The organism is Arthrobacter sp. ES3-54, assembly GCF_029504395.1.
GTDB lineage: Bacteria > Actinomycetota > Actinomycetes > Actinomycetales > Micrococcaceae > Arthrobacter.
In genome coordinates, this window is the sequence record NZ_JAQFIF010000002.1 from 207,281 (window position 1) to 220,158 (window position 12,878).

Consider the following 12,878-nt stretch of genomic DNA (forward strand, 5'->3'; position numbering starts at 1 on the left):
CCGCCGCGGCGCATGGGCTCACACCGTTCGGCGACCACGGACCGTGGACCCCAGGGCCTGCCTTACCGGCCGGCCGTGCGCTCGAGCACCTCGCCGAGGATCCGCGCGCCTTCCCGGAACGCCCCTGGGTTGGCTCCGGCGTAGTTGAGTCGAATGAACGGCCCCGCCGGCTCGGCCGGGAACCACTCGGTACCGGCCGCGATGATGACGCCGGCAGCCTCGCAGTCGCGGACGAGCTGGTCGACGTCGGTCCCGTCCGGAAGTCGCGCCCAGAGGTTCAGCCCACCCTTGGGCACGTGTTCAACGTGGGCCATAGGCGCTAGCTCCCGCAGGCTGCTGACCAGCAGGTCCCGACGGGCCTGAAGCTGGTGGCGCAGTCCGCGCAGGTGGGTCTGCCACCCCGGTTGCGTCACGACGTCGAGGGCGGCCGCTTGGAGAACACCGCTGACATACATCGATTCGGCTCCCCGGGCGGCCAGAATGCGCTCACGCGCCGGGCCGCGGGCGATCACCGCAGCAATGCGTATGCCTGGCGACACGCTCTTGGTCAGCGAGCGAACGTAGACCACATGGCCGGAGTCGTCACGGGCGGCAACGGGCGCGGCATCGGTGGTGATGCCGAAGTCATGCGCCCAATCGTCCTCAACGAGGAACGCCCCGTGGGAACGCACCACTTCCAGCACCTGCTCGGCGACACGCGCCGTCCATTGCGCGCCGGTGGGGTTGGCGTAGTTCGGCTGGGCATAGAACACCCGCGCGCCGGTCTCGTCAAAGGCACGAGCCAGCGCGTCGGGGTCCGGCCCCTCGGGGCCGCTCGGCACCGGAACAACTCTGACGCCGGCCTGCGTCGCCGCCAGGATAGCGCCCCAGTACGTCGGAGATTCCACCAGTAGCGGCTGCCCGCTGCCAACCAGTGCCCGGAACACGGAACTGAGCCCGCTTTGGCTGCCCGGAAGCACGATCACGTCGCTCGGGGTTGGCGGCGGGACCCCGGCCGGGGTCGCATCCCGGAGTTCGTGCGCAAACCAGGACTGCAGGTCAGGCAGGCCCGCGACGGGCGGACACGATATTGCCGCCTCACCGCGGGCCGCCCGGGTCAGGGCCGCCCGCACTAAACGCTCAGGCAGGAGTTCCCGGTCCGGATAGCCCGAGTGGAACGCAATAACGTCGTTCGGCGCGCTGCGCATTGCCGCCGAGACGGGCCGGAGCGGCCCCTGCGGCGAGCCCAAGGCTGCCGTCTGCCAGCCGTAGTCCGCCGGCCGGGCTGTCCGGACGGCCCGCACGAAGGTCCCGACGCCGGGACGGCTCTCGATCAGGCCCTGCGCGTCGAGCATGCGGAGCACTTTCTGCACGGTCACCGGGCTGGCCTGGTATTCGGCAACCAGGGACCGCGTCGAGGGCAGCCGGGAGCCGGGCGTGGCATCGGCAATCCACTCCCGGAGGTGTGCCGCAATTCGCGAAGTGCTATCGTTGTACATGAGAGACAATAGTAGCGCTACCACCGTTATTGACCAACCGCTATCTACCCGGCCAGCTACCGGACTGTGGTGGGGACTGCTCGGCGTCGCGGCCTTCTCCTTCACGGTTCCGTTCACCCGCGTGGCGGTTGCCGGGCTGTCGCCGTTGTTCATCGGATCGGGCCGGGCCGTTGTCGCTGCTGTCCTCGCCGCATGCGCCCTCGCCCTGACCCGGCAGCGCCCGCCCCGCGGCGCCCAGTGGGCCCGCGTCGCCGTCGTCGCCGGCGGAGTGGTGGTCGGTTTCCCGCTGCTGACGTCCTTCGCCCTCGTCTCGGTTCCCGCCAGCCACGGCGCCGTCGTCATCGCGCTGCTCCCGGCGGCGACCGCGACGATGGCAGTCCTTCGCGGCCACGAACGCCCGTCCATCACCTTTTGGGTCATCACCGGCGTCGGCGCGGTGGCAGCTATCGGCTTCGCGTCGGCGCAGTCCGGCGGCATCGGACAACTGCAGCTGGCGGACCTGCTGCTTTTCGGCGCCGTCGTGTCAGCGGCGATCGGCTATGCCGAAGGTGGCAAGCTGGCCCGCGAACTTGGCTCGTGGCAGACCGTCTCCTGGGCACTTGTTCTCGCATCTCCCCTGATGGTGGGCATGGCGGCCTTCTCCATGGCCGGGCAGCCGCCATCCGCCACTCCTGTGCAATGGGCGGCCTTCGCGTACCTTGGGGTCGTGAGCATGTTTCTCGGCTTCTTTGCCTGGTACCACGGCCTGGCCATCGGCCCTATGGCGCAGGTGAGCCAGATCCAGCTCGTTCAGCCTGTGCTGACCATCTGCTGGGCCGGGCTCATACTGGGCGAGGACTTGACGTGGACCACCATCATCGGCGGCGCCGTGGTGGTTTTCTGTGCCGGCCTGGCCGTCCGCTCCCGCTCCGGTCCGCCCAGGGCCAAGAAGATGGCGGAGGTGGCGGCTCAACAGTCCCGCTGACCCGACCCCGGGCCGGCCCCGCCCTTTGCCGGCGCCCTCCCCCGCACCCCTGCCCCACACTCCGCAGCCCGTGTCCCATCCGCGATCCGAATGGAAGATTCCCGTGTACATCCCCGCACATTTCGCTGCCGGCTCTGATTCAGTCCAACAACTGCTGAGCCGTCCGGCCGCCGCCAACTTGATCACCGCAACGGCGAACGGCATCCTGGCCACGCTCATGCCTTTTGTCTTCGACCCGACGTCCGGTGAATACGGTGCCTTGCACGGGCACCTCGCCCGCAATAATCCCCAGTGGTCCGAGCCTGCCGCCGGCGAATCGCTCGCCATCATCCAGGGCGCCGACGCCTACATTTCGCCGTCATGGTACGCCTCCAAGGCAGAGCACGGACGCGTCGTTCCGACCTGGAACTATTCCACGGCCCACGTGTACGGCAACCTCGTCATCCACGACGATCCCATCTGGCTGGCCAGCCATGTACGGCGGCTGAGTGATCACAATGAAGCCGGCTCCGAGCGGCCGTGGACTGTCGACGACGCCCCCGAGCGTTACATTGCCGGCCAGCTGCGCGCGATCGTCGGTGTCGAGCTCCGCATCACCCGGATCGAGGCGAAGCACAAGCTGAGTCAGAACCGGCCCGACGCCGACGTTGACGGTGTCGTGGCCGGGCTGCGGGCCCGCGGGCAGATGCAAAGCGCCGCCGACGTCGAGCACGCGCGTGAGGCCCGCGGGCAGATTCGTTGTCCGCACTCCGAGGCCCCGGCCGGCTCTGCTTCCTGATGGCTGACCCCGGCTCCTGAGACCGGCCCCGGCCGGGCACCGCCGGAACACACTCTCGATGCCCCTAGCCCGGCCGTTTTCGCTAGGTTTCGCTACGTTTTCGCAACGGCGCCGCGCAAAAGGTCCGTCGCTACGGGTATACCCGCAGCGACGGACCTTTTGCGCGTCACGCGTCCGTTTCCGTAGCGGAAACCTGTGCCATCTCCTGGCCGAGGTCCAGCACCCGGAGCGCCAGTTCCCGAGTGTCCAGGGCCCCCGGCGCCAGTTTGCCCTTGTCCAGGTCCACCGGCGCCAGCTCCCCCGTGTCCAGGTCACGCGTTTCCATGTCCGCGGCAGGACGCAGGTCCTGCCACCGCACCACCGGCCTGCCCCGCAGCACAGTCGACCACAGCGCTTCCACAGTCGACACGGCTTCTGTGGCTCCCCTCGGTCCCGAGACCAGCCAGCCGCTGCTGGTCGCGGCCACTTTCGGGGCTCCTGGCCAGGATTGGCAGGCCTCGTTGATCGTTTGGGCGACGATCAGGTGCTGCCGCAGCGTCCTGGTCGGCCCCAGGACGGGATCGCTCACTACAATTCGTCCGCAGGCACCGCACATGTAAGAGTCCCTCCTAGGGCATGACGTCGCCGGAATTGGGCCCGAGTGTTTGGCCGACGTACAGGTTGCCACCCGGATCGCTGGCCAGAAGCAGCGCAGTCGGAGCAACTTCGGCCGCCAGCCCGAAGCGCAACAGCGGCAGTCCGGCACGCTTCGCCGCCTTCCACTCCTCGGAGATGCCATCAACCAGGGGTGTTTCGATGGGTCCCGGCGCGATGCTGTTGACCAGCACGTTGTCGGCCGCGGTTTCCAGGGCCAGGGCCTTGGTCAGCCCCACGACTCCGGCTTTGGCGGCGCTGTAGTGGCTGAGCCCGGTGCCACCCTTGATGGCCAGCTGGGAGGCGATGTTGATGATGCGGCCCCACTTCTGCTGCCGCATTTCCCCCACCACCTCCCGGCAGCAGAGGAAAACGCCCGTCAGGTCCACGGCAATCGTCTCGTTCCACATGGCCAGCGTCATGTCCTCCAGCGGCGATTCCGTCAGCAGGCCGGCGCTGTTCACGAGAATGTCGATGCTGCCGAGCTGGGAGCGTGCGGCGGCAAAGGCCGCCTTCACGCTCGCTTCGTCTGAGACGTCGACGGCGATGCTTCCCGCCGCGCCCGACCGGTCCAGGACAGCGACTCTGTCACCGTTGGCGGTGAAGGCTTCGGCGATGGCCTTGCCGATGCCGCTGGCTCCGCCCGTGACCACAACGGCGCGGCCCTCCGTGTTTCGGGAGGCGTCAGGGTTGTTCATGCTTGTCCTTCCGGGGCCTTTCAGGCACGCATCTTGATGGTGAGTCCGCCGTCGACGATCAGGGACTGGCCCGTGACGTAGACAGCGTCATCGGAGGTCAGGAAGCCGATGACGCTGGCAACCTCCTGGGGCCGTCCGACGCGGCCCCAGGGGATTTCCAGACCGGCGCGCTGCAGGCCCTCGGGCCCGAGGGAGTTCACCGGATCCAGGGACTGAGGAGTTTCGATCAGTCCGGGGATAACGGCGTTGGCGCGGATGCCGCGCGGCCCCAACTCGGCGGCCACACTGCGGATCAGCCCGAGGATGCCGGCCTTGGCGGCTGCGTAGTGGGCATGTTCCTCCCACCCGTAGACGCCGCCGGCAATGGAGGACACGGCAACCATCGCTCCGCCGTCGGTCATCTTCGCGGAACCGGCGCGCAGGGTCCGCATGACTCCGGTGAGGTCGACGTCGAGCATGTCGTGCCAGCGCTCATCGGTCATCTCCGCCAGCGGTGAGTTGCGCAGGATTCCGGCGTTGGCCACCGCGTAGTCCAGGCGGCCGTACTCGTGGACGGCGCGTTCGGCGAAAGCGTCGACCGACGGGGTGCTGCGGACATCCACTTCGTGGATGACCCCCTGGCCGCCGGCGGCTTTCACCAGGCGAAGGGTTTCCTCCGGGTCGTGCGGGTCGCCCGGAAAGGTGCCGATCACCGAATGCACGCCCCGGTGGGCGTAGTGGACCGCGAGGGCCCGTCCGATGCCGCTGGCCGCTCCGGTGATGACGGCCACCCTGTTCTCAGACGTCATGGGGGTGGTCCTCGAGCAGGGCCTCAGCCGGCGGCTTCGCGGCGATCATCAGGAGGCCGGAGAACAGCGTTCCGGCCGCGCCGACCCACAGGGCTGCAGCGCCGGTTCCTGCGCTGGCGGCTGCCAGCGTGAACAGAAAACCGCCGAGAATGGTGCCGGGCTGGCTCATTGCGCCGATGAAGGCTGTGCCGGTGGCACGGCAGCTGACGGGGTAGCACTCGGCCATGAAGTACTGGATCGCGGCGTACGGCCCGACCAGGAAGAACAGGCCCGCACCATAAGTCGCGATGATCATGAAGGGGCTCGTGGCGATGGGGCTGAGCATGATGGTGAACGAAATGCCGGAGAGAATCCAGCCGCCGATGATGGTCCGCTTCCGGCCGATCTTGTCCCCGATCCACCCGTGGAAGACGTAGCCGAAGTAGGCCAGCATGTTGATGACGATCAGCATCCAGAAGGCATCGGTAAGTTCCACACCCTTGGCGTTCTTCAGGACGGAGCTGCCGAGAATGCTGAAGATCAGGATGCCGAAAAAGTTGAAGATCCAGGCCAGCGAGAAGACGATCGTGTTCCGGCGCAGGTGCGGCTCCCAGATGCGCTTGAGCGGGGCCGCGGAAGAGTGCTCGACGCCGAATGCATGGGCCAGGGCGTGGGCTTCCTCGGTCTTGCCGTGCTTCTCAAGTTGGGTGAGCTTTTGGTGCAGTTCGAACTGCGGCGTTTCCTTCAGTTTCTTGGCAATGAGCCACACGATGATTACTGCCGGAACGGTCGCCATCAGGTACAGGGACCGCCAGCCAAGGGACGGAAGGAAGACGAGGGCGAGGGCGCTGGCGAGCAGGAAGCCCAGCGGCCAGCCGCCCTGGATGAAGGAGTAGTGGAAGCCGGGGCGCTTGCGCTTGTCCGCGACTTCGGTGACCTGGTAGACCTCGTTCATGTAGGTCGCGTTGACGGCCTGCTCGGAGAATCCGAGCCCGCCGAAGGAACGGACCAGAATCAACAGGCCGTTACTGAGGAACGGGATTCCGGTCGGGATCAGGGCTGTCAGGCCGGAGACAATGGCGGTTCCGCCGACAGTGGTCATCATGCCCTTGCGGCGGCCGAGCCGGTCAATGACGGGGCCGATTCCGAAGCAGACGATCGCGGTGCCGACGGCGATCCAGGTGTTGATTGCGTAGGCTTCGGTCGCGGTCCAGCCGAATTCCTGCTGCATGGCCGGCAGGAGGGTGCCGAAAAGTCCGAAGTCGAATACGGCGACCGTCCAGGCACATAGCGCCAAGACGGTGGCGACGGTTGTGTGGTGCTTAGAGAAAACCGGGAAGCGGCGTTTTTCGTCCGGTCCGGGTTGCGTCAGATCAACGGCGGGCTGCTGGATGGTCATTACTGGTTTTCCTTTCGGGGGCTGCGGGCGAGGAAGGAGTCCGCGATCTGGTCGAACTTCAGCCAGCTGACGCCTTCATGGGAGTTGATGTGTTCGATGAGGCGCTCAAGCATGAGCAGGACCTGGGGGCGGCCCGAGACGTCCGGGTGGATGGTCATGGTGAAGACGGCCTGATCCATTTCCCGGTACACCCAGTCGAACTGGTCGCGCCACATCTGTTCGATGTCCCGCGGGCTGACGAATCCGTGGGAGTTCGGGGCCGCCTTGATGAACATCATGGGAGGGAGGTCGTCCAGATACCAGTTGGCGGGGATCTCGACGAGGTCGGTTTCCGTGCCCCGGACCAGCGGCTCCATCCACGTCTCGGCGGCCTTGGTGTAGTCGATCTTCTTCCAGCTGTCGCCGACCCGGACGTAGTAGGGCTCAAAATCCTTGTGCATCAGGGAGTGGTCGTATTTGATCCCGCGTTCGAGCAGGATCTCGTTGGTGACCGGGGAAAATTCCCACCAAGGCGCAACATAGCCCGTGGGCCGTCGGCCGGACACTTTCTCGATGAGTTCGATCGAGCGGTCCAGGATGGCGGTCTCCTGCTCTCGGGTCATGGCGATGGGGTTTTCATGCGAGTACCCGTGAACGCCGATTTCGTGCCCGGCATCGACGATCATCCGGGTCAGGTCCGGGAAGGTCTCGATCGAGTGACCCGGCACGAACCAGGTGGCGGGCAGGCTGTATTTCTCGAAGAGCCGGATGAGGCGCGGGCCGCCGACCTCGCCGCTGAACAAGCCGCGGGAGATATCGCAGGGCGAGTCCTCGCCCCCGTAGGAGCCGAGCATTCCGGCAACTGCGTCCACGTCGACGCCGAACGCGACTTGGATGTCCTTAGTCATGAGATCAACCTTTCACTGCGCTTTTTGTTGAGGTTTGGCTTTTTGTTGGGGTTTGTTGGTGAGGCGCGGATTTGGGCGGGGATGAACTAGTCAGGGACCGCGCCCCGATGGGCGAAGGTCTCCTCAATCCCGGCGGCGGGTGTGCCGAGCCTGAGCAGAAGACTCAGCAGAACCAGCGATTGGGATGGCCTTAGCAGCCCGGCGGGAATGGCACCGGCAGCGCGCAGATCCTCGCCGCCGCCGTCGCCGTAGCGGGGCACTACGGCACCGGCTTCCACCCGGGTGCTCGTAACGACGACGACGCCGGCGGCGGTGGCGCGGGCGACTTCCTGGCACAGCACGCGGTTGGCGTTGCCCGTTCCCGTCCCCTGGAGCACGATTCCTGCCGCCCCCGCCTGGAGGGCGGCCCGCAGGAGGGTGGCGTCTGCTCCGGGGTAGGCAGCAACGAGGTCCACGCGCGGCGAACCGGCGTCCGCGCCCGGCAGCGGCAACGGGGGAAGGCCGCGCCGTGCCGCCTGGATCTCGACCTCGCCGGAGTCGGACACCGATCCCACGGTTCCGAAGTCCGGGTTGGCGAAGGCGTCGAGGCTGGTTGTGTGGCGCTTGCGGACACCTGCCGCAGGGAAAATGGTCCCGGCAAACGCCAGCAGCACACCGGTTCCCCGGGCCCGCGGAGAACCGGCGACGGCGATGGCGCGGGACAGATTGCCGGGACCGTCCGGAGAGTCGGCGTCGGCGGCCTGCTGTGCTCCGGTGAACACGACCGGGCGTGGATCATCGTGTGTGAGGTCAACGAGATAGGCCGTTTCCTCCATCGTGTCCGTACCATGGGTGACCACGACGCCCAGAACCTGCGGATCGGCCAGGGCTTGCCGGATCTTGGCGCAGATGGCGATCATGTCGTCGACTGTCAGCAGGTATGAACCCTTCCGGAAAACATCGACGACGCGGACCGGGTGTGCCGCTGGCACACCCAGGCTGGCGAACACCTGCTCCCCCGTGTCGGACGCCACGGCGGCTCCCCCGGCCTCGGACGCACGGGAGGAAATGGTTCCTCCCGTGGCCAGCAGCACCACGTGGGGACCAACCAAATCTGTGACTGTCATTTCCACTCCGTTTGTTGGCATCCGTTTCCGGATGCGTACCCAATCGATTGGGTTGTTGACTAAAAGTTATCCCTGCCATGTTTCTTGCAGATGCTCCCGGAAGTTTCAAGGGGGTAAATACTTCGCCGCCGGTTGCCGGGATTCCGTCTACCCAATCGATTGGGTACGCCGTTGGATTGACTATAGAATGTGATGTGCAGCACGTCAAGGGTGCGTGTGCCAGGGATCGAGGCATCATCAGGCACTCTTGGTGACGACGACCTTTTGAGCTGAGGCAGGGGAATGAATGGAAGAGAGCACGGCTGGCGGCCGGACAGTGACGCTGAAGGATCTCGCGAGCGAGCTCGGCATCCACCCTTCGACCGTGTCCAGGATCCTGCATTCGGGCTCTGACGTGGCACGCGGGGCAGCTTCCGTGGCTACAGCCGAACGCGTGCGCGAGCTGGCGCGGAAACGCGGCTACTCCCCCGACCCGCAAGCGGCCGGGCTGCGCACGCGGCGCACGCACCTCATGGGCGTGATCGTCCCCCGGCTTTCGGACCTGGTTCTGGCGATCATGTACGAGGGCATTGACGAGGCAGCGGCGGAACTCGGCTACTCCACTTTTGTCATGAACTCCCGCGACGACCCTGAGGAACAGCGCCGCAAGACGGACTCCATGCTGGCCCGACGCGTGGACGGGCTGATCATCGGCGACGCACACCTGGACAGCGGCCTGCTGCGGGAGCTGGCCGCCCGGAAGGTGCCGTTTGTGCTCATGAACCGCCGCGTCCCGGGCTTCCCGTCGGCCACATGCGACGACGTCCTTGGCGGCGAGCTTGTGGCGGAGCACCTGTGGGGCAAGGGGCACCGGAATGTCGCCGTGATCGCCGGCGAGCCGTATGCCAGCACGGCCGTCGACCGGACGGCCGGCTTCGTGGACCGCTGGCGTGCCCTGGGCGGGAGGATCCCCCGGAAGGCCGTGGTGTGGTCCCGTTTTGATACCGCCGGTGGACGGGAAGCGGCCGAGACCATTCTGGCTCACTGCAACCCCCACCCGACTGCACTTTTCGCCGTCAACGACTTCGCGGCCATTGGCGCCATGGGAGCCCTGCGGTCCCATGGCCTCGGCGTCGGCCGCGACGTGGCGGTGGTTGGGTTCAATGACACCTCCCTGGCCGCGGAACTTCCCATCCCGCTCTCTTCTGTACGCTCGCCCATGCTGGATATCGGGCGTACGGCGGTGCAGCTCCTCAAGGGCGTCCTGGACGGCCGGAAGGTCGAATCGGTCAAGCTGAAGCCGGTCCTGTGCGTGCGGGAAAGTAGCGCCTTCGGCAACGCGGTGTGACACGGCAAGGGGATCCTCTCGTCAGTCGAACTAGTGTGTCGAATCGGAGGGCCATACGCGCCCGCCGGGTCCGTCCATCCATGACCCGACCTGCAGCCTCCAAGCCCCATGAGTTGAGATTAGTGATCCGGCTCACAGCGTCATATCGGAAGTTCGCCCAAGATTGACGCTACTTTTCGTGCAAACTGCCCAATCCCCTTAGCGGGCGGCCGCAACGATGCCGAGGGCGAGCATGCACGTGGCGCGGACTTCGCCATCGGAGAGGTCCAGTTTCAGCAGCTCCTCGATTTTCCGCAGCCGGTAGCTGAGCGTATTCCGGTGGATGAAGAGCTCATCGCAGATCTTCGCGGAGTTCCCGCTGTGGCGCAGGTACGCGCCGAAGGTCTCTCGCAGCGAGCTGCCGCCGTCGGAGGTTAAGGGCGCCAGCAGCCGCTGGCACATTGCCACCAGACCCGGGCTGGGCAGCCCCTGCACAATGCCGGCGAGATCGGCCAGCGGCGCCTGGTGCACCCCTGGCCGTCCCACATGACGGCGGGCAAGCTGAAGCGCCAGCGGCAGTTCACTGAGGCCCGCGGATTCCGAGACGATGACGGACAGTTCCGGGGCGTCCGTAAAGAATCCCCGCGCGGCATCCAGCAAGTCGGCCGCCGAGTGCCGGTGCTGCAGCAAGAGAGTCGTGAGTCCGGCCTCTTCCATGAACCGCACCGTGCCGAACCCGGCCTGCAGACCCACCCGGGCGCGCCATGCGATGGCGCGCAGCTTTGCTGGGGCCACCTCTTCTGAGCTGCCGATCAGCACCGCACCCCAGTCACTGTCAGGATCGAACCCAGATTCGAGGGCGTAGCGGCGCAGCGGCGCGGACGGCTCGCCGCGGTCCTCATAGAGGGCCTCCATGAAGCGTGCGGCTTCCCGGGAATGCAGGGGCGAATGCGACCCGAGCGTATAGCTCAGCTGCATGGCGATGACAGCAGCCACTGGGCCCAGAATGGGCTGCAGCACAATGTTGCTCCCGATCCCCTCGATAGCAAGCCTGAACTGCTCGGACTCGCCGCTGGGCAGGCGCAGCGCGGTCCGCGCGGTCCCGCCGTGGGCCTCGCCCGCGGAAACAAGCTCGAAGGCGTTCTGGTCGATCACGGCCACCCTCGCATCGATGGCAGCCGCCACCCTCTCGAGTACCTCCGCCAGGGAATGCCCGTCGGCCGCCAGCCGGGTGCATTGGTCCGCCAGTTCCCAGCCCTTCCGCAACTCCTCATAGCGCTCGGCGGCGATGACCCGCTCCACGTGCCGCATGACCAGCACAAAGGGCACCTGCGGCGCGAGCTCCAACAGCGGCAGGCCGTGCACCTCGCAGGCACGGAGCAGGCCGGCCGGCAGCTCGCTGTGCGCCGCGCCCAAGCCGAACGCCAGCCCAGAGACGGGGACGGAAACCAGCCGTTCCACGTAGGCGTCCCAGGTCCTGAAGTCCTTGACGTTCAGGCCCATGCCGTTGGTCAGCACCAGGGCGTTCACGCTGAGAAAGGGTGTGGGGTCCATATGCTCGGTGGGGGCGCACCAGGTGATGGGCCGGGCCAGTCGGCCCTCGCCGCCCGCAACCCGGAGTCGGATGTTGAGATCGGCGTCGTCTGCTAAATCTGAAATTCGCACGGGACCCTCCCACTACGGCGGGACTCTCCGCCGGACAGTGCAATAACCATAATTGATGCCCGCAGATTCAGCGACCTGCACAATATCGGGCGCGTCAATTGCTGAGTAGCGTTGCACCCATGCAAACCAATGTGACTCCCGACACCTCTCCTGGCACCTCTCCCCACACGTCTGCCTTCACCGCTCCCCCCACCCCCTTCAGTCAAGGGCGTGTGCTCTTGAACTCCGATATGGGCGAAGGCCTTGGCCTCCACGAGTTCGGCAACGACGAAGAACTCATGCGCATCATCGACGTCGCCAACGTGGCCTGTGGGTATCACGCCGGCGATCCCGACGTCATGGAACGGACCGTGGCGATGGCGGCAGAGCACGGCGTGGCGGTCGGAGCGCACCCCGGCCTGCCGGACATCGTGGGGTTCGGACGCCGCCGAATGGTTCTCACCCCGGCCGAGGTCGAGTCGATCATCCTGTATCAGACCGGAGCCCTGACGGCGTTCCTGGCAAAGCACGGGCTAGAGCTGAACCACATCAAACCGCACGGCGCCCTCTACGGCATGCTGGCCGGCGACGAGGAACTGATGCAGGCCGCCGCCGGCACGGCCTTGCAGTTCGGCATTCCGTTTTTCGGGCTCGCCGGGACCGCCCACGAACGCGTGTGCCGGGCCATGGGGGTGGACTTCGTGCCCGAACTCTATGTCGACCTCAACTACGGTCCGGCCGGTGAGCTGCTGATCCAGCGCCGTCCGGTGCCCACCGACCCCGACGCCGCCGCTGAGCGTGTCAGCAGGGCGCTGGCCGGCAAGCCGGTCCTCGCCGTTGACGGCACGGAGCTGGACATCCAGTTCCAAAGCATCTGCGTCCACTCCGACGCACCCAATTCTGTCGCAGTGGCCACCGCAGTGCGTGCGGTCCTGGGCTGAACCGATCTATCCAAACCATCTGAAAGAGAGCATCCCGTGGCAACCATCGTTTCCCCGCTCCCCGGCGTCTTCTACCGCAAGCCCGGCCCTGGCAAACCGCCTTTCGCCAATGAAGGCGACGCCATCGAGGTCGGACAGACCCTCGGCATTATCGAAATCATGAAGCAGTTCACCGAAATCCAGTCCGATGTGGCCGGCACCCTGGAGTCGTTTGAGGTCAACGAGGGCGACATGGTCAACCCAGGCGACGCAATCGTCGTCGTCCGGGAAGGATAGC

At 66.4% G+C, this 12,878-nt stretch carries 13 protein-coding genes; 5 read left to right on the top strand and 8 right to left on the bottom strand.

Features of this window, described 5'->3' with window-relative positions; genetic code table 11:
• Positions 1–62: 62 nt before the first annotated feature.
• A complete protein-coding gene (locus M2428_RS04015; protein ID WP_277523951.1) occupies positions 63–1,478 on the bottom strand; it encodes a PLP-dependent aminotransferase family protein in 1,416 nt (471 codons plus the stop codon).
• Between M2428_RS04015 and M2428_RS04020 the strand changes: the two genes are divergently transcribed.
• Positions 1,477–2,442 (top strand): DMT family transporter, encoded by a 966-nt coding sequence (locus M2428_RS04020; protein ID WP_277523952.1) that lies wholly within the window; start codon positions 1,477–1,479, stop codon positions 2,440–2,442. The two genes, M2428_RS04015 and M2428_RS04020, sit on opposite strands and share 2 nt — an antisense overlap.
• A gap of 103 nt (positions 2,443–2,545) precedes the next feature.
• On the top strand, positions 2,546–3,220 hold the full coding sequence (locus tag M2428_RS04025) for an FMN-binding negative transcriptional regulator (protein ID WP_277523954.1): 675 nt from the start codon (positions 2,546–2,548) through the stop codon (positions 3,218–3,220).
• Positions 3,221–3,386: 166 nt separating this feature from the next.
• On the opposite strand, the gene M2428_RS04030 is transcribed toward M2428_RS04025, so the two are convergent.
• The 6 genes from M2428_RS04030 to M2428_RS04055 all read right to left on the bottom strand — a co-directional run bounded on the left by M2428_RS04030 (position 3,387) and on the right by M2428_RS04055 (position 8,710).
• On the bottom strand, positions 3,387–3,788 hold the full coding sequence (locus tag M2428_RS04030) for a hypothetical protein (protein ID WP_277523956.1): 402 nt from the start codon (positions 3,786–3,788) through the stop codon (positions 3,387–3,389).
• A gap of 40 nt (positions 3,789–3,828) precedes the next feature.
• Positions 3,829–4,551 (bottom strand): SDR family NAD(P)-dependent oxidoreductase, encoded by a 723-nt coding sequence (locus tag M2428_RS04035; RefSeq protein WP_277523959.1) that lies wholly within the window; start codon positions 4,549–4,551, stop codon positions 3,829–3,831.
• A gap of 20 nt (positions 4,552–4,571) precedes the next feature.
• A complete protein-coding gene (locus M2428_RS04040) occupies positions 4,572–5,339 on the bottom strand; it encodes an SDR family oxidoreductase (protein WP_277523961.1) in 768 nt (255 codons plus the stop codon).
• Positions 5,329–6,717: an MFS transporter gene (locus tag M2428_RS04045; RefSeq protein WP_277523963.1), complete on the bottom strand. Its 1,389-nt coding sequence runs from the start codon at positions 6,715–6,717 to the stop codon at positions 5,329–5,331. Before M2428_RS04045 ends, M2428_RS04040 begins: the two co-directional genes overlap by 11 nt.
• Positions 6,717–7,604, bottom strand: coding sequence for a polysaccharide deacetylase (locus M2428_RS04050; protein WP_277523964.1), 888 nt, complete (start codon positions 7,602–7,604; stop codon positions 6,717–6,719). Before M2428_RS04050 ends, M2428_RS04045 begins: the two co-directional genes overlap by 1 nt.
• A gap of 86 nt (positions 7,605–7,690) precedes the next feature.
• Positions 7,691–8,710 carry an asparaginase gene (locus M2428_RS04055; protein ID WP_277523966.1) on the bottom strand — a complete coding sequence of 340 codons (1,020 nt, stop codon included), beginning with the start codon at positions 8,708–8,710 and terminating at the stop codon, positions 7,691–7,693.
• A gap of 286 nt (positions 8,711–8,996) precedes the next feature.
• Between M2428_RS04055 and M2428_RS04060 the strand changes: the two genes are divergently transcribed.
• Positions 8,997–10,037 carry a substrate-binding domain-containing protein gene (locus M2428_RS04060; protein ID WP_277523968.1) on the top strand — a complete coding sequence of 347 codons (1,041 nt, stop codon included), beginning with the start codon at positions 8,997–8,999 and terminating at the stop codon, positions 10,035–10,037.
• 198 nt (positions 10,038–10,235) lie between these two features.
• Here M2428_RS04060 and M2428_RS04065 read toward each other — a convergent pair whose 3' ends face one another.
• Positions 10,236–11,681 carry a PucR family transcriptional regulator gene (locus M2428_RS04065; RefSeq protein ID WP_277523970.1) on the bottom strand — a complete coding sequence of 482 codons (1,446 nt, stop codon included), beginning with the start codon at positions 11,679–11,681 and terminating at the stop codon, positions 10,236–10,238.
• Between the two features lie 212 nt (positions 11,682–11,893).
• Here M2428_RS04065 and M2428_RS04070 point away from each other — a divergent pair, with 212 nt between their 5' ends.
• Together M2428_RS04070 and M2428_RS04075 are read left to right on the top strand one after the other, a co-directional pair.
• On the top strand, positions 11,894–12,601 hold the full coding sequence (locus M2428_RS04070; protein WP_346780709.1) for a 5-oxoprolinase subunit PxpA: 708 nt from the start codon (positions 11,894–11,896) through the stop codon (positions 12,599–12,601).
• A 36-nt stretch (positions 12,602–12,637) separates the two neighbouring features.
• Positions 12,638–12,877, top strand: a complete 240-nt coding sequence (locus M2428_RS04075; RefSeq protein WP_028276237.1) for an acetyl-CoA carboxylase — start codon at positions 12,638–12,640, stop codon at positions 12,875–12,877.
• Position 12,878 lies beyond the last annotated feature (1 nt).